This is a genomic window from Microvirga rosea (genome assembly GCF_020595095.1).
Lineage (GTDB): Bacteria > Pseudomonadota > Alphaproteobacteria > Rhizobiales > Beijerinckiaceae > Microvirga > Microvirga rosea.
Map to the genome: position 1 here is coordinate 114,301 of NZ_JAJDOP010000005.1, position 21,234 is coordinate 135,534.

18 protein-coding genes are annotated in these 21,234 nt (G+C 59.1%); 4 read left to right on the forward strand and 14 right to left on the reverse strand.

Annotated features, from left to right (window positions below; genetic code table 11):
• The first annotated feature begins 26 nt into the window (after positions 1-26).
• Positions 27-1,094, forward strand: a complete 1,068-nt coding sequence (locus LJD17_RS14500; protein ID WP_227384899.1) for a dipeptidase — start codon at positions 27-29, stop codon at positions 1,092-1,094.
• A 7-nt stretch (positions 1,095-1,101) separates the two neighbouring features.
• Here LJD17_RS14500 and LJD17_RS14505 read toward each other — a convergent pair whose 3' ends face one another.
• Genes LJD17_RS14505 through LJD17_RS14520 form a run of 4 tightly spaced genes read right to left on the reverse strand, consistent with a single transcriptional unit; the run spans position 1,102 to position 5,018 of the window.
• On the reverse strand, positions 1,102-1,941 hold the full coding sequence (locus LJD17_RS14505; protein ID WP_227384900.1) for an ABC transporter permease: 840 nt from the start codon (positions 1,939-1,941) through the stop codon (positions 1,102-1,104).
• Between the two features lie 3 nt (positions 1,942-1,944).
• Positions 1,945-2,808 carry an ABC transporter permease gene (locus LJD17_RS14510; protein WP_227384901.1) on the reverse strand — a complete coding sequence of 288 codons (864 nt, stop codon included), beginning with the start codon at positions 2,806-2,808 and terminating at the stop codon, positions 1,945-1,947.
• Positions 2,805-3,890 (reverse strand): ABC transporter ATP-binding protein, encoded by a 1,086-nt coding sequence (locus tag LJD17_RS14515; RefSeq protein ID WP_406600814.1) that lies wholly within the window; start codon positions 3,888-3,890, stop codon positions 2,805-2,807. Before LJD17_RS14515 ends, LJD17_RS14510 begins: the two co-directional genes overlap by 4 nt.
• 51 nt (positions 3,891-3,941) lie before the next feature.
• Positions 3,942-5,018, reverse strand: coding sequence for an extracellular solute-binding protein (locus tag LJD17_RS14520; RefSeq protein WP_227384902.1), 1,077 nt, complete (start codon positions 5,016-5,018; stop codon positions 3,942-3,944).
• Positions 5,019-5,198: 180 nt separating this feature from the next.
• On the opposite strand from LJD17_RS14520, the gene pip reads away from it, so the two are divergent.
• Positions 5,199-6,149: a prolyl aminopeptidase gene (gene pip, locus LJD17_RS14525; RefSeq protein ID WP_227384903.1), complete on the forward strand. Its 951-nt coding sequence runs from the start codon at positions 5,199-5,201 to the stop codon at positions 6,147-6,149.
• A 27-nt stretch (positions 6,150-6,176) separates the two neighbouring features.
• Here the strand turns inward: pip and LJD17_RS14530 are convergent, their stop codons facing one another.
• Positions 6,177-6,962 carry a 3-hydroxybutyrate dehydrogenase gene (locus LJD17_RS14530; protein ID WP_227384904.1) on the reverse strand — a complete coding sequence of 262 codons (786 nt, stop codon included), beginning with the start codon at positions 6,960-6,962 and terminating at the stop codon, positions 6,177-6,179.
• Positions 6,963-7,186: 224 nt separating this feature from the next.
• Here LJD17_RS14530 and pxpB point away from each other — a divergent pair, with 224 nt between their 5' ends.
• Together pxpB and LJD17_RS14540 are read left to right on the forward strand one after the other, a co-directional pair.
• Complete coding sequence (gene pxpB / locus LJD17_RS14535; protein WP_406600815.1) at positions 7,187-7,906, forward strand: 5-oxoprolinase subunit PxpB; 720 nt, start codon at positions 7,187-7,189, stop codon at positions 7,904-7,906.
• Complete coding sequence (locus LJD17_RS14540; protein ID WP_227384906.1) at positions 7,903-8,952, forward strand: 5-oxoprolinase subunit C family protein; 1,050 nt, start codon at positions 7,903-7,905, stop codon at positions 8,950-8,952. The genes pxpB and LJD17_RS14540 overlap by 4 nt, the downstream gene beginning before the upstream one ends.
• A 31-nt stretch (positions 8,953-8,983) precedes the next feature.
• Here LJD17_RS14540 and LJD17_RS14545 read toward each other — a convergent pair whose 3' ends face one another.
• The 9 genes from LJD17_RS14545 to uxaC form a co-directional block, all read right to left on the reverse strand.
• Positions 8,984-11,185 (reverse strand): malate synthase G, encoded by a 2,202-nt coding sequence (locus LJD17_RS14545; protein ID WP_227385205.1) that lies wholly within the window; start codon positions 11,183-11,185, stop codon positions 8,984-8,986.
• Between the two features lie 161 nt (positions 11,186-11,346).
• On the reverse strand, positions 11,347-12,849 hold the full coding sequence (locus tag LJD17_RS14550; RefSeq protein ID WP_227384907.1) for a sensor domain-containing diguanylate cyclase: 1,503 nt from the start codon (positions 12,847-12,849) through the stop codon (positions 11,347-11,349).
• Positions 12,850-12,990: 141 nt separating this feature from the next.
• Positions 12,991-14,199: a D-mannonate dehydratase ManD gene (gene manD / locus LJD17_RS14555; protein ID WP_227384908.1), complete on the reverse strand. Its 1,209-nt coding sequence runs from the start codon at positions 14,197-14,199 to the stop codon at positions 12,991-12,993.
• Between the two features lie 18 nt (positions 14,200-14,217).
• Positions 14,218-15,702: a mannitol dehydrogenase family protein gene (locus LJD17_RS14560; protein WP_227384909.1), complete on the reverse strand. Its 1,485-nt coding sequence runs from the start codon at positions 15,700-15,702 to the stop codon at positions 14,218-14,220.
• Positions 15,703-15,709: 7 nt separating this feature from the next.
• Positions 15,710-16,552, reverse strand: a complete 843-nt coding sequence (locus LJD17_RS14565) for an ABC transporter permease (protein WP_227384910.1) — start codon at positions 16,550-16,552, stop codon at positions 15,710-15,712.
• 6 nt (positions 16,553-16,558) lie between these two features.
• Positions 16,559-17,461: an ABC transporter permease gene (locus LJD17_RS14570; RefSeq protein ID WP_227384911.1), complete on the reverse strand. Its 903-nt coding sequence runs from the start codon at positions 17,459-17,461 to the stop codon at positions 16,559-16,561.
• Positions 17,462-17,473: 12 nt separating this feature from the next.
• A complete protein-coding gene (locus LJD17_RS14575) occupies positions 17,474-18,547 on the reverse strand; it encodes an ABC transporter ATP-binding protein (RefSeq protein ID WP_227384912.1) in 1,074 nt (357 codons plus the stop codon).
• Between the two features lie 21 nt (positions 18,548-18,568).
• Entirely contained in the window at positions 18,569-19,756 is a 1,188-nt protein-coding gene (locus LJD17_RS14580) for an ABC transporter substrate-binding protein (RefSeq protein ID WP_227384913.1), read from the reverse strand.
• A gap of 50 nt (positions 19,757-19,806) precedes the next feature.
• The gene (uxaC, locus tag LJD17_RS14585) at positions 19,807-21,210 is read right to left on the reverse strand and encodes a glucuronate isomerase (protein ID WP_227384914.1); all 1,404 of its coding nucleotides are present in this window, start codon (positions 21,208-21,210) and stop codon (positions 19,807-19,809) included.
• Positions 21,211-21,234 lie beyond the last annotated feature (24 nt).

The following is a 21,234-nucleotide window of genomic DNA, read 5'->3' on the forward strand; positions in this document are numbered from 1 at the left end:
ATTGTCCAACCCTTCAGCGTGAGCCCATGTCCTCTTCTACCCTGATGCCGGTCTTTGACGGTCATAACGACGTTCTGCTGCGCTTGATGCGCGGCAAGATTCAGCCTGAGAAGGCGTTCCTCGAGGGTGACAATATCGGCCATCTCGATCTCCCCCGGATGAAAGAAGGTGGATTCGCCGGAGGCTTCTTCGCGGTCTACGTGCCGTCCGAAGGCGGAAGCCTCGATGTGGACGAGCTGATGACCCGCCCGCAATACGACATCCCTCTGCCGGAGCCGCTCCGATTGGAGCCGAGCCAGAAGATCACCGTTCACATGGCCTCCCTGCTGCTGCGCATCGAGCGCGCGTCGGACGGCAAGGTGAAGGTTTGTCGCTCTGCCGCAGACATCCGGCAATGCCTGAAGACCGGCTCGCTCGCGGCAATTCTGCATATCGAGGGCGCTGAGGGCATCGACGGCGATCTATATATGCTGGACGTGCTTCATGGCAGTGGCCTGCGCTCGATCGGTCCGGTCTGGAGTCGCTCCAATATCTTCGGACATGGCGTGCCGTTCAGCTATCCTTCAAGCCCTGATACAGGTCCGGGATTGACGGAACTCGGCAAGGAGCTGATCCGGGCCTGCAATCGGCTCAAGATCATGATCGATCTGTCCCACCTCAATGAGAAGGGTTTCTGGGATGTGGTGAAGCTGAGCGATGCGCCGCTTGTTGCGACGCATTCAAATGCTCATGCCATCTGTCCGCATTCGCGCAACCTCACGGACAAACAACTGGCGGCTATCCGCGAGAGTCGCGGCATGGTCGGAGTGAACTTCGCGACATCCTTCATTCGGGCTGACGGCCAGCGGAGTGAGAACACCACCCTGGAAGAGATGATCCGCCACATGGATCACCTCATCGCTCAAGTCGGTGTCGACGGCGTTGGCTTGGGCTCCGATTTCGACGGAGCGACGATCCCGGCGGAGATCGGCGACGCCCGCGGGCTCCCACGTCTGGTCGAAGCCATGCGCAAGCACGGCTACGACGAAGCGACCCTTCGCAAGCTCTGCTACGAAAATTGGCTCAATGTGCTGGAGCGGACCTGGGGCGCCTAACAGCGCCTCAGCTCTGAGCTTTCGAAGTCAGCGCGAAGAGACTGGCGATCCCCCCGACACCCAGCATGAGCAAGAGGCTGACGGCGTTGATGGCGGGGGTCGCCCCTTCACGCATCTGCCCATACATGGTGATCGGCAGGGGCGGATCGGAGCCGACCAGCATCAGTGTCGTGTTGAAATTCTCAAACGACATCAGAAGCGCCACCAGCCCAGCTCCAACCAAGGCCGGCCTCAAGAAGGGCAGTGTGACCGTGCGCAGGACACGTGAACGGCTCGCGCCGAGGTCGAGTGCCGCTTCCTCGAGCGAGCGGTCGAATTTGCGCAGCCGCGCTGCGATGATCAAGGTAGCGATCGTCAGAATGAACGACAGCTGACCGAGAACAACGAGTGGCAGCCCCGGCCGCAGCGGATCGAGATCCGTCTGAAGAAGCTCCTCAAGACCGTTTGCCACGCGGGAGAAGAACGCCAGGATAGAAATACCGAGGATGACCCCGGGAATGACCAGCGGCCAAAGCATCATCATGGCGACGATCGTCTTCCCGCGAAACTCCGCCCGCTCCAGGACCCATGCGTTGATCGTGCCCAGAAGAACGGCCAGAACGGCCACCGGCACCGCAACCTTCAAGCTGTTGCCGATGCTCGTGAGCCAAATCGGGTCCATGAGGACGCCTGGTTTCCCAAAGACAGCACCGCTGCCAATGAACCATTCCAGTGTCCCTCCCTTCCAGGGCGGGGACGGAAAGGCGCTTGCATTGAAGGCAAAGATCGCGACGACAAGCAGCGGCGCAAACAGGAAGATGTAAAACGCCGCGATATAGAGCTTCCAGACAAGAGGAGCTTTGCTCATGGATCAAGCCTGCCGCAAGGTGGTTCCAAGGCTTTGACCGCTCAGGCGCAATCCAAGCCATACGATGACCGATGACAGCACGAGCAGAAGCATTCCGAAAGCAGCCCCCTGCGGCCAGTTGAAGCGTGTAATGAACTGGGCATAGATCTGCTCCGTGAACCAGAGGCCGTTCTTTCCTCCAAGCAGAACCGGCGTCGCGAAGTTTCCGACGGTCAGCATGAATACGATGATCGACCCTGCGACGATACCAGGAGTCGCATGAGGGATGACGATCCGGCGCAAGACCGTCCATCGGCTTCCGCCAAGATCATACCCCGCTTCGACCACAGAAGGCTCGAGGCTCTCCAGTGCATTTGCAAGCGGCACGATCATGAAGAGAAGCCCTCCATAAACAAGCCCGAGGATAACCGCGCCGTCATTGTAGAGCATTTCCACCGGCTGGCTGGCGAGACCCACCCGTTGGAGCAGGTAGGAGATCAGGCCGGTCTCGCGCAGCAGCATCATCCATCCCAAGGTCCGCACGAGTTCCGAGACCCAGAAAGGCAGAAGACACAGGAGAAGAAGCATCGCCTTCAGGCGACCTTGGGCGACACGCGCGATATAAAGCGCAATCGGAAAGGCAAGAACGAGAGTCAGCGCCGTGACGAGGATCGACATGACGGCCGTCCGCGCGAAGGTCCGCCAGTACAGGGGCTCGGTAAAGAACTCGAGGTAGTTACCAAGACCGAAGGCGTAGACTCTTGGTCCCACCCGCTCGCTGAAGGACAGAATGAGGATCTCCACATGCGGGAGAAGGATCAACAGTCCGAGCCAGAGAACAGCCGGTGCCAAGAGAAGGAAAAGAGCGAGCTTGCGAGCCGGCATCATGCAGCGAACACCCTCATGGCGTCCGCCGTCCAGCCAATATGAACAGGCGCTCCGACCTCGATGCCGGCGAGTGGTCCGGCTTGAGGCAGCACCGCACGGAGGGGCTGTTCGAAGCCCGGCGCCTCGACAAGCAGGCTGGAATTGGCGCCGTCGAACAGGACCGCCGATACCCGGCCGGCAAAGCGATTGGGAAGCGACGACAGGCTTTCCTCGCTCGACGACAGCGCGATCGCTTCTGGACGAACGAAGCAGACAACGGACTTGGCATGAGAGAGTTCGACACCCTGAACCTCACCACCTGACGCGAGACGGATACGGGTGCCTCCTGTGCCCTCGCCTGTCCAACGATTGGTTTCACCCACGAAGCTCGCGACAAAGGGCGTCGCGGGGTGATGGTAGAGCTCGCGCGGGCTTCCCACCTGCTCAAAACGTCCCTGGTTCATCACGGCAATGCGATCGGACATGACCAAGGCCTCGGATTGATCATGTGTGATGTATACAAATGTCGTGTTGAAGGTGCTCTGCAGCTGCTTCAGCTCGATCTTCATATGTTCGCGAAGCTTGAGATCGAGGGCGCCCAACGGCTCGTCGAGCAGAACCAGCGTCGGTTCCAGAACAAGGCAGCGGGCGATTGCCACGCGTTGCCGTTGCCCTCCCGATAAGGCGGTCACCCGGCGCTCCGCAAAGCCCTTCAGGCCCACACGTTCCAGCATCCGGTTCGCGCGCTGCTCGGCTTCCGCTTTGCCGACGCCTCTGCAAGTGAGGCCATACGCGACATTCTCGCCGACATTCATCATGGGAAAGAGGGCGAGGCTCTGGAACACCATGTTGACCGGGCGCCGATTGGCCGGAACGCCGACCATCGATTTGCCCCGAATGCGAATATCGCCGGAGGTCGGATGCTCGAACCCGGCGATCATTCGCATCAGGGTGGTCTTACCGCATCCGGAAGGGCCAAGAATGGAAAAGAAGTCCCCCTGGGTCACCGAGAAAGACACGTCGTCGACGGCGGAATGTGAGCCGAACTTCTTGGTGACGGAAAGGAGATCGAGATCGCTGGATGGGGCCATGGCTGCACGCATAAAAGAGTCATCCCCCGGTCATGCCGGGGGATGATCTGTACATCAGGGGAGTTAGGAGCCGGCCTTGAGGCGGTCGAGAACCTTTCCTTCGATCTCTTCGATGCCGGCCGGTACGGCCGGGTACCACTTGATGTTGTCGATCGCCGCCTTCGGGAAGCTTTCGGCGAACTGGTCCTTCAGCTTGCCCTGCATCAGCTTGTCGGCGCCATTGGAAGCGGTGAAGTTGCCGGCAGACGCAGCAACCTTCGCGGCAATCTCCGGACGCATGTTGAAGTTGATCCACTTATAGGCTGCGTCGTCATTACGGCCCTTCGCGGGAATCGCGAAAGTATCGACCCAACCCAGCGCACCTGACTTCGGCGCGACGAACTTGATGTCCGGGTTTTCGGAGTTCAGCTTCCAGCCGCCGGTATCCCAAGCCATTGCGGCCACAACCTCGCCGGACCGCAGAGCATTCAGAAGCTGGTCCTTACCGTCCCAGAAGAACTTCACGTTCTTTTTGCATTCGGCGAGCTTTGCGCCGACCTTCTCCATCAGGGCGGCGTACTCCTTCTGGTCCTTGTAAGCCGCGAAGGGGTCCATTCCATTGGCGAATGCGAAAGCGATCAGGGTTGGACGCTTGGCCCGGAAGCTCGCCTTGCCGGCAACGGCCTGGCTGCAGAGATCCGGATAATCGGCCACGCTCGGCGCGGCCTTGGTGTTGACCACGAGACCGTCGGTTCCCCAGATGTGAGGAACACCGTAGACCTTGCCGTCCACCGTCGTGTTCTTCTTCGTCGCTTCCAACATCGAGGCGATAAAGAGGTCGGACTTCAACTTCGCCAGATCCAGCGGCTTATAGATGCCGAACTCCTGCTGCGGGCCGGCGATGCGGTCCTGACTGGGCTGGACGAGGTCGAAACCTGCACCTTGCGTGGCACGAAGCTTGGAGATCATCTCCTCGTTATTGGAGAGCGTGATCTCAACCTCGATTCCCGTTTCCTTGGTGAATTGCTGGACAACTTCGGCCGGCGCATAATCCGCCCAGGTGAGGAGGCGGAGCTTCTCGGCGGCTTGTGCGCCGCCGGCGATCATCAGAGCGGCGAAAGCCGTAGCCAGCTTCAGGCTGGCGCGTTTGGTCAACATCATAATCCTCCAAAGTGGTCCGGGTTCGGCCCGTGTTCCCCAGTTGCAAAGTTATATGACAGTCAGACGACACGCTACTGCCCTGAAAGACTTATACTCCAGTCTCTAAGCCGGCTCAATTTGACCCTGCGGCAGCTGACAGATCTCCTGGAGCTGGGCTATGAAAGGTGGGCATCATGGAGCTTGACCGTGCGTACATTGTATCCTGCCATCGAACCCTACGATCATGGTTGGCTCGACGTTGGTGACGGGCATAAGGTTTATTGGGAATTGTGCGGCAATCCCAACGGGAAGCCCGTCGTTTTCCTGCATGGCGGCCCCGGAGGCGGATGCTCACCGTCTCAACGACGCTTATTTGATCCGGATAAATACAAGATCCTGCTTTTCGACCAGCGGGGCTGCGGGCGTTCGACTCCTTATGCCAGCCTGGAGGCCAATACGACTTGGCACCTGGTCGCCGACATCGAGCGGCTCCGCACGATGATCGGAGCCGAAACATGGATGGTTTTCGGCGGCTCCTGGGGGAGCACCCTTGCTCTCGCTTATGCTCAAACCCACCCTGAGCATGTCAGCGAACTCGTCCTGCGAGGGATCTTCACCTTAAGGCGAGCGGAGCTTCTCTGGTATTACCAGGAAGGTGCTTCCTGGATGTTCCCGGAAAAATGGGAAGGTTTTCTGGCCCCTATCCCGCCGGAGGAGCGGGGCGACCTGATTTCCGCGTATCGCAAGCGTCTCACGGACCCCGACCCGGCTGTTCAACGGCAGGCTGCGAAAGCCTGGAGCTTGTGGGAGGGTGAAACGATCACGCTTCTGCCGAGCCAAGATTACTCGGATCAGTTCGGAGATGACCACTACGCATTGGCCTTCGCCCGCATCGAGAACCACTATTTCGTCAACGAGGGCTTTTTCGAAGAAGACCAGCTTCTTCGCAATGCCGGACGCCTGAAGAGCATCCCAGGCGTCATCGTCCAAGGGCGTTATGACATCGCCACGCCACCTGCGACCGCCTGGGCTCTGCACAGGGCTTGGCCGGAGGCCAAGTTTATTATGGTCGACGATGCCGGACATGCCTTTACCGAGCCCGGAATCCTGCACCACCTCATTGAAACGACGGATGCTTTCGCGAGGGTCTAAGGCCCTCGCGAAGCCCGAGGCTCGGGCCTACTCGGCGGTCCAGCCGCCATCCATGGAAAGATTCGCGCCGGTGATCTGGCTCGCCGCATCGGTGCAGAGAAAGACAGCCAGCGCCGCGACCTGCTCCGTGGTGACGAATTGCTTGGTCGGCTGCGCCTCCAGCAGAACGTCGTTGATGACCTGTTCTTTGGTCATGTTGCGGGCTTTCATGGTGTCCGGGATCTGCTTTTCGACGAGCGGGGTCCAGACATAGCCTGGGCTGATGCAGTTCACTGTGATCCCGAAAGTCGCCGTCTCCAGCGCTGCGGTCTTCGTCAGGCCGGCGATTCCATGCTTGGCAGCCACATATGCCGATTTGAAGGGCGATGCCACCAGGGAGTGGGCCGAGGCCGTATTGATGATCCGGCCCCACTTGCGAGCCTTCATCCCTGGCAGCGCCGCGCGGATGGCATGAAAGGCCGAGGAGAGATTGATCGCGATGATCTGATCCCATTTCTCGACCGGAAAGTTCTCGATGGGCGACACGAACTGAATACCGGCGTTGTTCACCAGAATGTCAACGCTTCCGAAGGTTTCCTCGGCAAGACGGATCATCCCTGCGATCTCTTCAGGCTTTGTCATGTCGGCCGCGGAATGAATGGCCTTGACGCCGAACTCGCTCTCGATCGCCTTGCGGGCCTTTTCGACCTCCTCGGGTGCCCCGAAACCGTTCAGGACGATAGATGCCCCCTCCTTGGCGAAGGCCCGCGCGATCGAAAGGCCGATGCCGCTCGTCGAGCCCGTGACGACGGCCGTCTTGGATTTCAAGGTCATGAAGTTTTCTCCCGATATGCTGATGACGGTCTCAGGTGAGAAGTGGCATACCATGAAGCAGTCTCAGGGCGGGAGTCCACGGGGACGGGCACGTGCCAGTGTTCCCAATGGTCATGCGTCGGCATGCTCTTTTCGCAATCCTGCGATGAGATGCTACCATTGAACCTAGCGCTCCGATGTGGGATGGCCGACTTGCGGCAATAATGTCTTACGGCAGGATCATTGTGCAGGAACCGAGAATCCTTCCCTGTGGCGACACTGCGCTGTCGATCGAGTTCGGAAGCAGCATCGATGCAGACCTCAACGACAAAGTGCTTGCCCTCGATGCCTCCCTGCGGGCCAGCCCCCCGGTCGGCCTTAGGGAAACCGTGCCGACATATCGCTCCCTGCTGGTTCATTTTGATCCCACCCTCGTCGACTATGACGTCTTGACAAGAGCGTTGCTGGACGCTGCGAAACATCTGCACCCTGAGGCCTCCACAGGTCGTCGCTGGAAAGTCCCGGTTTTCTATGGCGGATCCTATGGAATGGATCTCGAGGAGGTGTCAGAGCGTCATGGGCTTTCTCCCGAGGCTGTCATCTCTCTTCACTGCGAACCTATCTATCGTATCTACATGATCGGCTTCATGCCGGGCTTCGCCTATCTGGGTGGCCTCGACGCTCGCCTTGCGACACCGCGTCGAACGCAGCCGAGGGCCCATATCCCCTCGGGCTCGATCATCATCGGCGGAGCCCAAGCCGCGGTCTCTTCCATCGAGTGTCCCAGCGGATGGCACATCTTGGGTCGAACGCCTGTCCGAAGCTATGCGCCGGAGCGTGAGCCCGCCTTCCTGTTCGCCGCTGGCGATGAAATCGTCTTCGACCCCAAGGATCCGGCCCTTTGGAAGGAGATGGAACAGGCGGCCCTGGCCGGTGAGCCGGTTGCGGAGCTCGTCGCGCCATGACGGAGCTCGTCGTCAACTCCTGCGGGCCCATGACGTCGCTTCAGGATCATGGGCGTTTCGGGTATCAGCGCTTCGGCGTCTCCCCATCGGGAGCCATGGACCGGCGGGCACTGGCGATGGCGAATGCCTTGGTCGGCAATCCGCCGGAGTTGGCGGCAATCGAGTTCATGCATCTCGGAGGAAGCCTCACGGCAAGCGGCGGAAAACTTCAGCTTGCCTTAGCCGGAGCGGAATGCGCGCTGACGGTAGGGGGCCGGCTTATTCCTCCTCGAACATCTTTCGATCTCAATGATGGTGAAACTCTGGAGATCAGCGCGGCGAAGGCCGGGACATTCGCCTATCTCGCTGTGGGTGGCGGCTTCTCGATTTCTCCCCAACTCGGGAGTCTCTCGTTTCACTTGAGATCAAAGATGGGTGGTCTCGACGGCGAGCTTCTTCGGGCCGGGGATAGATTGCCATGTCTTGCTGCGTCTCCGGCCGGATCGCTGCGGCAACTGGCAGCTCCGCCCACGGATGACGAAGGGCCCATTCGGGTCATCATGGGGCCACAGGACGACTACTTCACCCCTGAGGCTATTCGTACTTTTCTCACCTGCTCCTTCACCGTGAGCATGCAAGCCGATCGTATGGGATTTCAGCTGTCAGGTCCGCGCATCGAGCACGCAAAGGGGTTCAACATCGTCTCCGACGGCATCGTCGAAGGGCATATCCAGGTTCCAGGAAGCGGTCAGCTCATCGTGTTGATGAGAGACCGTCAGACGGCTGGAGGCTACCCGAAAATTGCGACCGTCGTTAGCGCCGATCTCGATCGGCTCGCGCAGATCCGCCCCGGCGGAACCCTGCAATTCCGCGCGGTCGATCAAGCGGAAGCCGTCACAGCCGCCCGCACCAGGAAGGACTGGATCGCGTCACTGCCCCAGTGGCTTACGCCTGTTCATCCGGAGCTCACGACAGAGCGTTTGCTCGGCGCCAATCTCATCAGCGGCGCGATTGACGCCATGCATCCACTGGTCGATCAATCCGCCTCGTCCGGCATCGCCGACTGATCGACCGGATTTCACGCGGGACGGGTCTAATTCAGACCGTGCGAACGCCGCTTTGATCGAGACGGTTCTCGGCCCCCTTGGCCTTTGCCTCGCGACGGCGCTGGTGAAGGATCCACTCGGTGTAACCGTTGGGTTGATCACGGCCTTTGAAGATCAGATCGCAGGCAGCCTGAAACGCAGGCCCATCGAAGCCGGGGGCCATTGGGCGATAGAGAGGATCGCCCGCGTTCTGCCGGTCGACGACCTCCGCCATTCGCCTCAGAGCCTGCATGACCTGATCCTGCGTCACGACACCGTGGCGCAGCCAGTTGGCCAAATGCTGGCTTGAGATGCGCAAGGTCGCGCGATCTTCCATGAGCCCGACATCATGAATGTCAGGAACCTTGGAACAGCCGACGCCCTGATCGACCCAACGCACGACGTAACCGAGAATACCCTGACAATTGTTGTCGATCTCCTCCTGGACCGCCTCGGGAGCCCAGTTGGATTGCGAGACGGGGATGGTCAGAATATCGCCAAGCCTGGCGGGACTGCGCTGCCTGAGCTCCTGCTGGCGCGCCTGCACGTCGACCTCGTGATAGTGGAGTGCATGCAGCGTCGCGGCCGTCGGAGATGGAACCCAGGCCGTGTTGGCACCCGAGCGCGGATGCCCAACCTTCTGCGCAAGCATGTCGGCCATCCTATCGGGCGCGGCCCACATTCCCTTGCCGATCTGAGCTTTGCCGGGCAGCCCACAGGCAAGGCCCACATCGACGTTATTGTCTTCATAGGCCTTGATCCAAGCAGTCGTCTTCATGTCGTTCTTGCGGATCATCGGACCTGCTTCCATGGAAGTGTGGATCTCATCTCCGGTTCGATCCAGGAAGCCCGTGTTGATGAAGAAGATTCTCTCCGATGCAGCCTGAATAGCGGCCCTGAGGTTCACAGTCGTGCGCCGCTCTTCGTCCATGATTCCCATTTTGATGGTGTTTCGCGGCAGAGACAGCATCTGCTCGACGGCCGCAAAAAGATCATTGGCGAACGCGACCTCATCCGGCCCATGCATCTTGGGCTTCACGATGTAGATCGAGCCCGTGCGGCTATTGCGGAAGGGTCCGGCCCCATGCAGGTCATGAAGACCTATCAGCGCCGTCACGGCCGCATCAAGAATTGTCTCCGGGATCTCCTCACCTGCACTGTCGAGAACAGCATCGGTGAACATGTGGTGCCCCACATTGCGCACAAGCATGAGGCTTCGCCCATGCAGTCGGACCTCGCCTCCACCCGGGGCGGTATAGATCCGATCCGCATTGAGACGGCGCTCGATCGTCCGACCACCTTTTTCAAAGGTCTCGACAAGGTCGCCCCGCATAAGTCCGAGCCAGGTTCGATAAACCTCGACCTTGTCGTCGGCATCGACAGCCGCGACACTGTCTTCCAGATCCATGATCGTCGATAGCGCAGCCTCCATAAGCACATCCGCGACGCCGGCCGGATCCTCTGCGCCGATCGGACTTGTGCGGTCGATGCGAATATCCATGTGCAGGCCGTTATGGCGCAGCAACAATCCGGAAGGATGGGTTTGATCGCCCTGGTATCCGGCAAACTGCCCGGGATCGGACAGTTCCGTTGTGGTGCCGCCACGAAGCTGCACAAGAAGCGCCCCATTCTCTACCGTATATGCCGCCGCATCTTTATGGCTTCCGATCTTCAGCGGCACGGCGCGATCGAGAAATTCGCGCGCCCACGCAACAACCTTGGCCCCTCGGATCTTGTTGTATCCCGTTCCCTTTCCGGCACCCTCATCCTCGGAAATAACGTCCGTTCCATACAAGGCGTCGTAGAGGGATCCCCAGCGGGCGTTAGCGGCATTCAGGGCATACCGGGCATTGGAAACCGGTACGACGAGCTGCGGGCCAGCCGTTTCGGCGATCTCACGATCGACATTCCTGGTCGTGACCGAGAACGTCTCCGGTTCAGGTCGCAGGTAGCCGATCTCGCGCAGGAAGTTCTCGTAATGATCGCGATTGAACGCCTGCCCTGACCTTCCCCGATGATAGGCATCGATTTGCTCTTGGAGCTGGTCGCGAACTGCCAGGAGGGCGCGGTTACGCGGTGCGAAATCCCGGACGAGGCCAGCAAGTCCGCTCCAGAATGACTCCGGCGATATGCCCGTTCCCTGAAGGGTCTCCTCAGTGATAAAGTCATGGAGAGCCGGCGCGATCTGCAGGCCATGCTTCTGGATGCGGTTCATCATTTCCCGTTCTTCCCGGATTCAGGTCTTCCGAGCTTATCTTAATGTCTTGCTTTAGAAAAAGGAGGGGCCGGATCACCAAAAGGTCGAGATGGCCGGGGGCGAGGGACTTCACCCCATTCCGCTCGGCCTCCTTCCGTATGATGCGAGACAGGGTTCGGTTAGGAGCCGGCCCCCGTCGCGCGCCGGTCGCCCCCCTGCCCTTGCGCGTAATAGGCCCTTTTAGCATCGTACATCGCCAGATCCGCTCGCTTCACCACGTCCTCCAGCCTTTCGCCCGGGATCGCTGTGGCCATGCCAATGGCAAAGCTCAACGGCTGGCTCGAGTAGAACTGATTGTTGACGGCGACGAGTTTTTCGATGCTCTCAGTAAGAACCGCGCCTTCACGTTCGTCGGTATTTGGAAGGAGGAGCGCGAACTCGTCCCCGCCGATCCGGGCTGCGGAACAAGGCCTCTGGATGGCCTTGTTGAGAACCTCGCCCGCACGCCGCAGGAGGGCATCGCCGGCGGCATGCCCGAGCTGATCGTTGGTGGCTTTCAAACCGTTGAGATCCGCCACGATGATTGTGACGGGGAACGGCCCTTTACGTTCGAGGCGATTGAGTTCATCGACAAAAAACGAGCGGTTATAGAGCTTTGTCAGGACGTCGTGCCTGCCCAGATACTCAAGATATGCCTCCGCCTTTTTCCGTGCGGTAATATCCGTCAGGGCCACCTGAACGAGCGACCAGTCATGCTCGTGTCCCGGCAGGACCGAAAACTGCAAGTGAAGGTGCAGCTGGTCTCCCAGCAGAGAATAATTGACGACCTCACGACGTTGGAAGATCCGCCCCTCCCAAAGATCGATGAGCTGCTCCCTGAAGTGCGGCTTCATATCGTCCCGGAAGATCTCCCTCAGATTTTTCAGGAGGGTTTCCTTGTCCGGCGCGGCGAAAAGCTCGAGGGTGTGGTGATTGACGTCGATAACCTGGATCTCATTCATGCAGCGTTCCACGAACTCCGGATGAACGTCGGTGAAGACCCGGAAGTCGGTAATCCCGTTTTCGCGCACCTCCTCCAGAAGGCGCTTGACGCTGCTGAAGTCCTCAACCCACAGGGAAATCGGTGAATGCTCGAAGAGACCGCGCGCGTATCGCTCACTTTCGGCAAGTTGCCGCCTGGCGGTTTCCCTTTCTGTCACATCCTCGACGGCGACCAGGACTCTTTCCCAGCTGCCCTCGTAACCGGGAAGGATCATGCCTTTCAGCTGGATATCGAGACGGCGCCCCGACAGACTGTAATTGACGGTATTGCTGAAGAACTCTGTTCCCCCATCCCAAAGCTGCACCATTTCGTCGATATGCGCTTTAAGCATGTCATTCTGAAAGATGGTGGCGAGGTTCTCGACCAAATGATCGCAATCCGTGGCGTCGAACAGTGCCAGGGTCTTGCGGTTCACCTTGATGACGCGAATGCGGCTCGAACAGGCCTCCGCTCGTCGCGGATCTTCCTCAAGATATTGGCGCAGCGATCGAACCCCTGCGCGGCGCCATTCATCGAAGAGTATCTTGATGCCGCTATAATCCTCGAGCCACAAAGATACGGGCGCGAGATCGAACATTTCGGCATCGTCATTCAGAGGATCGGCGATGCCAATCCCGGGATTCTCGTGAGAAGACGACATGCAGCATCCGCAAGGCCAGCAGAAAAACAATGCAATCTGGCACCTTGCAGCGCTTTACCGCAAGTTTTCGGCTTCTTCCAGCGATACTCTGCCCTGATGAGGACCAGGGCAGAGTATATATTCGTTATAACAGTTCGATATCTACCAGTTCCACATGGTTCCGTCTTCGAGCCGCGCTACTGGAAGGTAAGCTCGCTCGTAGGGATACTTGGCGGCCAAACGCTCATCGATGTCCACCCCATGCCCTGGCACATCACCGGGGTAAAGGAACCCGTCCGCAAAGGTATAGGCGTGAGGGAAGACTTCATCCGTTTGGTCAGTATGGCGCATGTATTCCTGGATCCCGAAATTCGGAACCCACAGGTCAAAGTGGAGGGCGGCTCCCATACATACGGGCGACAGATCCGTCGCGCCATGAGATCCGGTTTTGACTTGATACAACTCTGCGAGGGCTGCGATCTTGCGCAGCTGCGTAATGCCGCCCGCGTGCACAACAGTAGTCCGGATATAGTCGATCAGTTGGTTCTGAATGAGCTCGCGGCAGTCATGAATGGAATTGAAGACTTCACCAATGGCAACGGGCGTTACCGTATGTTGGCGAATGAGCTTCAGCGCATCCTGGTTTTCAGCGGGCGTCGGATCTTCCATCCAGAACAGCCGGTATGGCTCGAGGCTCTTCCCGAGGCGGGCTGCCTCAATGGGTGTGAGCCGGTGATGCACGTCATGCAGGAGGTGACAATCGAATCCGTGCGTTTGGCGCAGAGCATCGAAAAGCTTCGGGGCGAAGTTGAGATACTTCTCCGTCGACCAGATCTGCTCCTCAGGGAGTCCCTTCGTAGCAGGCTCGTAGAACAACTTTCCCCGGGCAATTCCGTAGGCTGTTTCCAAGCCTGGAACGCCAGCCTGCGCGCGTACAGCCTTGTACCCGAGGGACAGATAATGTCCGACCGCGTCCACCGTCTCGGGAATATCCCGTCCGTTCGCGTGGCCGTAGACCATGACGCCAGAGCGGCTCTTTCCACCGAGAAGCTCGTACAGCGGAAGGCCGGCAATCTTGGCCTTGATGTCCCAGAGGGCGGTATCGACAGCAGCGATTGCCGACATTGTCACGGGACCGCGACGCCAATAAGCGCCTTTCGCCAAGTACTGCCAGATGTCCTCGATCTGCCGCGGGTCTCGTCCAATCAGACAGGGAACGACGTGTTCCTCAAGATAGGCCGCGACAGCCAGCTCGCGGCCATTGAGGGTAGCGTCACCGATCCCATAGACGCCCTGATCCGTCACAATCTTGAGCGTGACGAAGTTCCGGCCGGGACACGTTACGATGCAATAGGCTTTTTCAATCTTCATGGCAGGATCCGGATGACATCACGAGAAACGGGAGACCAGGTTTTCGACAGTTGCCTTGGCGCCATCTGCGTAGAGGCTTGAGAGCGCCCTTGTAACGGGTTGGACGAAGGCAGGATCATCAGGAAGATCGCGGCCGAAAATTTCGGTGATTTGGAGGAACTGACGAGCAAGTTCCGGCGGGTTTCTCCCCACTGCGTCAGCAACGGAGCGCAAGCGTTGAGCCATCGGGTCTCGCACCTCTATGGGTGCGCCGGTCTCGTCAATTCCCGTCACATAGCGCATCCAGGCAGCAACTCCGAGCGCCAGGCGATCGATGGAACCTCCTTGGGACAGTCGATCCCGAATAGTGCCGAGGAGACGCTGCGGCAGCTTCTGCGATCCATCCATTGCGATCTGCCAGGTTCGATGCCTCAACGCGGGATTTTTGAAACGCTCGACGAGGGCACGTCGATAAGCACTGAGATCCGTGCCGGAAGGCATATGCAGCGTTGGAGAAACCTCCTGCTCCATTAACTCGCGGACCAGTCTCTCAAAGGCAGGATCGGCCATGGTGTCGGAGACGGTCTCATAGCCGGCGAGATAGCCAAGGTACGCCAGGGTCGAGTGACTGCCGTTGAGAAGCCGGAGCTTCATGTTCTCGAAAGGAGCAACGTCCGCGACGAACTCCGCACCTGCCGTTTCCCATGCGGGACGGCCTTGCGGAAAATGGTCTTCGATGACCCACTGAGTAAAGGGTTCCGTAATAACCGGCCATTCGTCCTTCACGCCAAGTGACCTGGCAATTCTCTCCCGGTCCTCGTCCGTCGTTGCGGGGACGATCCGGTCGACCATGGTCGATGGACAGGCCACTTCATTCTTGAAGAAGGCTCCAAGGTCCCGGTCCACAAGCTCTGCGTAACGGCTGAAGACTCGTTTGACCGTATGCCCGTTCGAAGGGAGGTTATCGCAGCTCATGACAGCAAAGGGAGCAATGCCCGCGCTTCTGCGACGCCTTATCGCTTCCACGATGAGACCGGGAGCTGTCCTGGGCTGTGCCGGATCCGAAAGGTCCTTGATGATGTCGGGATGGTTCTCGTTCAGCTCCCCGGTCGCGGGATCATGGCAGTATCCCTTTTCGGTCACCGTCAGCGATACGATCCGGACCCGGGGATCGCTCAGAACAGCGAGAAGCTTCTCATACCCTTCGGTTGCCACAACGACGCGCATGACCGATCCGACAACTCTCAGAGCCTCTCCCTCTTGCGAGCGGATGGACAAGGTATACAGACCGTCCTGAGGCTCGAGGGCATCCCGTGTCTCGGGGCTGCGGAGGCTTGCCGCCACAATACCCCAGCCTGGATCCTGAGCCAGAACGGCGTCCGTATAGGCGGCCTGATGAGCGCGATGAAACGCCCCGATCCCTAAATGAACGATTCCTGGAGTCAGATGTGCGCGATCATAGTCCGGACGCATGATCGTTCCGGGCAGACTGCCGATGGCAGCCTGATTCAAACGGTTCACCATGTCTGCCTCAATGTGCCGGTTGTTGTTTGGCGCGAGTGACGATTTGGGTCGGATTGACGAACCGCAGGGCAATGATGAGCCAAATCAGGGTTGTCACCATGTAGATGACCGCCATGGCGTCAATCGACTGAACAGCCCGAACACCGGCAGCGAAAACCGCGTAATACAACGCCACAACGAGAGTTTGGCTTGTAGGACCTGCCACTAGGAACGTCAGCTCGAACATCGCAATCGTCCGAACGAGAACCAAAAGGAGCGCCGCCAGGATACCAGGCAGGAGGAGCGGCAGAAGCACATGGATAAACAGCTTGAAGGTGTTTGCGCCAAAGACCCGGGCGGCTGCTTCGAGCTTTGGATCAATCTGCTCGATGAAAGGGATCATCACGAGGATCACGAACGGTACGGTCGGAACCAGGTTGGCTGCAACGACACCCCAGAAAGTGCCGGCCAAGCCGGTTCGATACAGGACTGTCGCAAGGGGGATGCCGAATGTGATCGGCGGGATCAGGAGCGGAAGAAGAAACAGCAGAACCAGCAGGCGCTTCCCCGGAAAGTCGCGCCGAGCCAAGGCATAGGCTGCCGTCACCCCCAGGGCACCTGAGATGAGTACGACCACGCCCACGACCTGAAATGTGACGATGAGCACGTCCCCGAGCTGAAATTCATTCCACGCGGATGAGTACCATCGCGTCGTCCATCCGATGGGAAGCCAGGTTCCAAGCCATCGCGTCGCAAAGGAACTCGTGACCACCGTTCCGATCATGGCAAGCAGGTTAACGACGAAGAAGCCGACCATCGCCCATACGGCGGTTGCCCACAGCTTGGCTCCCAGAGTGGTATCGCGGATCATCGCGTCTTATCCTTTCGCTCCGGTCGCCGGCCCACGATAGAAGAGCCCACGTGAGGCAAGAACGGCGATGACGATCGCCAGCTGAACAAATCCCATGATCATCGCGACGGCTGAAGCCATAGAGTAGTCGTATTCCTCAAACGCGGCCTGATAGGCCGCAATCGAGATCACACGCGTTGGCCCCGCCGGCTCGCCGAGAAGAACGGCAGACGGAAAGACCGAGAATGCTTGCACGAACGAAAGGCAAAACGTAATGGCGAAACCAGGCATCAGCAGCGGCAGATAGATGTGTCTGAAGCGCTGCCAGGCGCTGGCGCCGAGGGTTGCTCCCGCTTGTTCAAGCGCGGGATCGATGCCCGTCACATACGAAAGGGTGAGCAGGAAGGTAAAGGGAAAACCCGTGATGACCAGGGATGCAAAGACACCCCAGTAATTGTGCACCAGCCGGAGAGGCTGGGAGATGATGCCCAGCGTCATCAGCGTGCGGTTGAACCAGCCTTGCGGCCCAAGATAGTTCAAAAGGCCTTCCGCGACGAGAACAGTCCCGAGTGTGATCGGAAGAACCAGAATGGTCGTCAGAAGACGCTGGTGCCGCATCAGACGCACGCGGAAGGCGACAGGTACGGCGAGAACCAGATTCAGGAGCGTTACGGGGATCGCGAGGGCCAGAGTCTTGTAGATCGTGTCGTAGAGATAGGCGTCTGCAAAGAATCTCTGGTAATTGGCCAGCCAGCCGCCATTCTTCGGTTCGAACGACAAGATGAGGCCAAACGCGAATGGATAGACGAAAAGGCAAAGGCTGAAGATCGCCGCAGGAAGAACCAGCAGAGTGACGGCGTCGAAACCGCGGGCAGCCAGCTTCTGGCGTAAATTGGGCCCGCTAGCCGTTCTTGCAACAGTGGCGTGCATGCAATCGCTCCGTCAGACCGGTTCAGAGAAAACGAGCGTGTTGTCCTCGCCGGCGACCAGGTGAACGGCAGTTCCCGGCTCCACCGCTTGGAAAGAGCGGAAAACGAGTTCCAGCCCGCCTTTCGTATGAGCCGTACCGACAAACTCCCGGCCGCGGTATTCCGCCGTATCGACGCTCACCGCCAGGGCATTGCCGCCTGGCTCCCCAATAACGAGATCATCCGGGCGAATGGCAACATATGCTGTCGAACCGTCGGGAATCGTCTCCCGTGTCCGACCGCTGATCCTTGCCCCTTCCACGTCGACGATTGCACGACCGTTGCTGCTGGCGACCAGCTTGCCCTTGAGTTTGTTCCGGAAGCCCATGAAATCGGCGACATCTAAATGCTCCGGCGCTTCATAGAGCTCTTTTGGGGTTCCAACCTGCCGCACAAGGCCATCGCGAAGCACAACGATGCGATCCGCAAGGGAGAGAGCCTCATCCTGATCGTGGGTCACATAGATCGTTGTCGCGCCAAGCTCATTGTGGATGCGTCGGATTTCTGCGCGCATTTCCAATCGAAGCTTTGCGTCGAGGTTCGACAGCGGCTCGTCCATCAGGACGAGAGGCGGCTCGATGACGATGGCGCGTGCAATGGCGACCCGTTGTTGCTGCCCGCCGGAGAGCTGACCCGGTAGTTTATGTCCCTGTCCCTGGAGCCTGACCAGATTCAAGGCTTCGTCGATTTTGCGCTCCATCTCCGCCTTCGGCGTGCCACGCATTTTCAATCCGAAGCCGATATTCTGGCGCACGTTCAGATGAGGAAAGAGCGCATAGTTCTGGAAAACCATCCCGAACCCGCGCTCTTCCGGCTTAAGAGTGTCGACCCGGCTCTTATCGAGCCAGATCGCGCCACCTGTGACCGGGAGGAGCCCCGCGATACAGTTCAAAGTCGTCGATTTCCCGCAACCCGACGGGCCAAGCAGCGCGATGAACTCGCCCCGCTGGATCGTCAGGTTGATTTCGCGCAGTGCATTGAGAGCTCCGAAATCACGACTCACGCGATCGAGCCGCACCTCATTGAACTGCGAAAGAGCAATCGCCATCGCGGGTTCCCTTCCTGACTCTTACTTACGCTTTGAACCGCCGACCTGCTCGTCCCAGATCCGGAACGCAACGACCATCTGGTCGGGCTGCAGAGGCAGTTCGATGGGATTGTCCGCAATCAGCTTCTCATATTCGGGACGTCCGAATTCCTTGATTGCAGCCTGACTGTCGGGCGGCGCCATATCGAGGGTCACGCCCTTCACGGCTGGACCTGGATAGAAATAGCCCTCGTCGTAGGTGTAGGCTTGCTGCTCTTTCGTGAGCAGGAAGTTCATCAGGTCGAGCAGTACCGCGACCTTTTCGTTGGACAACCCCTTCGGAACGCACATGTAGTGCGCGTCCGCCACCCAGTGGAAGCCTTTCAGGCTCGCGACCTTGGCTTCCTTTGGCACGACACCGAGAACACGAGGATTGATGTCCCATCCGGTCGTTGAGACCGTCATGTCCCGCGAACCTTCGCCGAGCTCCTTCATCACGGCTCCCGTTCCAGACGGGTAATACTCGATGTACTGACCAAGCTCCTTGAGATAGGCCCAGGTCTTGTCCCAGCCCTTGGCCGGGTCCTGCGGATTGCTGTCGCCGAGAATATAGGGCAACCCCATGATGAAGGTCCGTCCCGGCCCTGAATTCGCCGGACGCGCATAGATCAACCGGTTCGGATTGGCCTTCGCCCATGCGAGGAGCTCCTCCGCCGTGGTCGGAACGTTCTTGACCTTGTCCGGCATGTACTCGAGGAGCGGGCCTGATGGATAGTAGGTCACCACCACGCCCTGCCCTTTTGCAAGCGTCTGCATCTTGGCGGCTGCCGGAAGATAGATGTCATCCAGCTTGGGAAGCGTTGCGGCGTGCGTCGGCAACAGCTCCACCCATAGCTTCTGCTCGATGCCGGCGGAGAGGGCGTCAGTGCCGGTCAGAACCAGATCGATGTCGACTCGACCCGCATCCTGCTGAGCCTTGATCTTACCGGCAAGTTCAGGAGCAGGCGCCTTGGTGAAAGTGATCCGCGAAACGAGGTTCGGCTTCGCCTTGCGATAGTTTTCGATCGCCTTCTGCGTCAGCGCCAGATTTCCCGCGACATCGATGACATTGAGCGTCACCGGGTCCTTGGGGAGCGCCAGCTGCGCCATACTTGGCCCACCGAACGCGGCCACGCCCGCGGCGCTGGCAACGCCGCCGACAAACGTTCTTCTCGTGATCAGATTTGTCATTATCTTCCTCCCGTTCTGTGCAGCACGGCTCTTTTCAGCCATGTTCGAGTTCACAGCTTGTAGGCCTCTTTCGCGAGGCGATAGGCGAGATCATGCGCGACTTCCTGCGCTTCGTCTTCATCGAGACGATGCGTTGTCACAAGATTTGCCAGGAAGGCGCAGTCCACACGGCGCGCCATATCGTGCCGCGCCGGGATCGACAGATAGGCTCTTGTATCGTCGTTGAAGCCGACAGTGTTGTAGAACCCGGCCGTCTCCGTCGTCATTTCCCGAAAGCGTCTCATTCCTTCAGGAGAATCGAAGAACCACCACGCCGGCCCTAGTTTCAATGCAGGATAGTGTCCCGCCAACGGCGCGAGCTCACGCGAATAGCTTGTTTCATCGAGCGTGAAGAGAATGATCGTCAGATCCGGCTCATTGCCGAAACGATCGAGCAGAGGCTTCAGAGCTCTCACATAGTCCGTGCGCGACGGAATGTCCGCTCCCATATCGCGACCAAAGCGAGCGAAGATTGCCTCGTTGTGATTGCGGAAAGATCCGGGATGGATCTGCATCACCATTTTGTCTTCAAGGCTCATCGCCGCCATTTCGGTCAGCATTTGAGCACGGAAAAGTTCCGCTTCTTCAGGCGCCACGTCGCGTGTGGAGACTTTTCGAAACAGGGCCTCCGCCTCGCTCAAGGACAAATCCGCCGTTCTGGCTGTCGGATGTCCATGATCCGTCGACGTCGCCCCATATCCGCGAAAGAACGCACGGCGTTTGCGGTGCGCTTCGAGATAACCCTTCCAGGTCGTCGTATCGCACCCGGTTATCTCGCCAAAGCGCACCAGATTGTCACGAAAGCCCTCGAAATCCGGATCGACCACCGGGTCAGGACGGTAGGCCGTGACCACACGCCCCTTCCAGCCTGATTGGCGAACGGCCTCGTGGTACTTGAGAGGATCGAGTGGACTCTCCGTCGTCGCTATCACCTCGATCCCAAAGCGCTCGAACAAGGCCCGAGGGCGAAACTCCGGCGTTTTCAGAGCGGCGCTGATCCGATCGAAATAGTCATCGGCAGTACTCGGAGAAAGACGCTCCGTCATCCCAAACAGGGTCGCGAAGGTATGGTCCAACCACAGACGCGTCGGGGTGCCGCGGAACAGGTGATAATGAGCCGCGAACCGCCGCCAGATCGCCCGCGCATCGCTCCCGGAGGATCGACCGCCGCGCTCCGAAATGCCCAATTCCTCCAAACGAACGCCTTGGCTGTAGAGCATCCGGAAGATGTAATGATCAGGAACAACGAAAAGCGTCGCAGGATCCGGAAAGGGCTCGTTCTCGGCATACCATCGCGGATCCGTATGTCCATGCGGCGAGATGATGGGCAGGTCGCGGACCGATGCATAGAGACGTCGCGCAACTGCACGAGCCTCTGCCTCTGCAGGAAAAAGCCGGTCCGGATGGATCAGCATGGCGTACTCCCTTGGCAGCTCTTT

What these genes read in the sequence shown, in the direction of transcription:
- LJD17_RS14500 (WP_227384899.1), top strand. Translation starts at nt 27, where the DNA reads ATGTCCTCTTCTACCCTGATGCCGGTCTTTGACGGTCATAACGACGTT.
- LJD17_RS14505 (WP_227384900.1), bottom strand. Translation starts at nt 1,941, where the DNA reads ATGAGCAAAGCTCCTCTTGTCTGGAAGCTCTATATCGCGGCGTTTTAC.
- LJD17_RS14510 (WP_227384901.1), bottom strand. Translation starts at nt 2,808, where the DNA reads ATGATGCCGGCTCGCAAGCTCGCTCTTTTCCTTCTCTTGGCACCGGCT.
- LJD17_RS14515 (WP_406600814.1), bottom strand. Translation starts at nt 3,890, where the DNA reads ATGCGTGCAGCCATGGCCCCATCCAGCGATCTCGATCTCCTTTCCGTC.
- LJD17_RS14520 (WP_227384902.1), bottom strand. Translation starts at nt 5,018, where the DNA reads ATGATGTTGACCAAACGCGCCAGCCTGAAGCTGGCTACGGCTTTCGCC.
- LJD17_RS14530 (WP_227384904.1), bottom strand. Translation starts at nt 6,962, where the DNA reads ATGACCTTGAAATCCAAGACGGCCGTCGTCACGGGCTCGACGAGCGGC.
- LJD17_RS14540 (WP_227384906.1), top strand. Translation starts at nt 7,903, where the DNA reads ATGACGGAGCTCGTCGTCAACTCCTGCGGGCCCATGACGTCGCTTCAG.
- LJD17_RS14545 (WP_227385205.1), bottom strand. Translation starts at nt 11,185, where the DNA reads ATGAACCGCATCCAGAAGCATGGCCTGCAGATCGCGCCGGCTCTCCAT.
- LJD17_RS14550 (WP_227384907.1), bottom strand. Translation starts at nt 12,849, where the DNA reads ATGTCGTCTTCTCACGAGAATCCCGGGATTGGCATCGCCGATCCTCTG.
- manD (WP_227384908.1), bottom strand. Translation starts at nt 14,199, where the DNA reads ATGAAGATTGAAAAAGCCTATTGCATCGTAACGTGTCCCGGCCGGAAC.
- LJD17_RS14560 (WP_227384909.1), bottom strand. Translation starts at nt 15,702, where the DNA reads ATGGTGAACCGTTTGAATCAGGCTGCCATCGGCAGTCTGCCCGGAACG.
- LJD17_RS14565 (WP_227384910.1), bottom strand. Translation starts at nt 16,552, where the DNA reads ATGATCCGCGATACCACTCTGGGAGCCAAGCTGTGGGCAACCGCCGTA.
- LJD17_RS14570 (WP_227384911.1), bottom strand. Translation starts at nt 17,461, where the DNA reads ATGCACGCCACTGTTGCAAGAACGGCTAGCGGGCCCAATTTACGCCAG.
- LJD17_RS14575 (WP_227384912.1), bottom strand. Translation starts at nt 18,547, where the DNA reads ATGGCGATTGCTCTTTCGCAGTTCAATGAGGTGCGGCTCGATCGCGTG.
- LJD17_RS14580 (WP_227384913.1), bottom strand. Translation starts at nt 19,756, where the DNA reads ATGACAAATCTGATCACGAGAAGAACGTTTGTCGGCGGCGTTGCCAGC.
- uxaC (WP_227384914.1), bottom strand. Translation starts at nt 21,210, where the DNA reads ATGCTGATCCATCCGGACCGGCTTTTTCCTGCAGAGGCAGAGGCTCGT.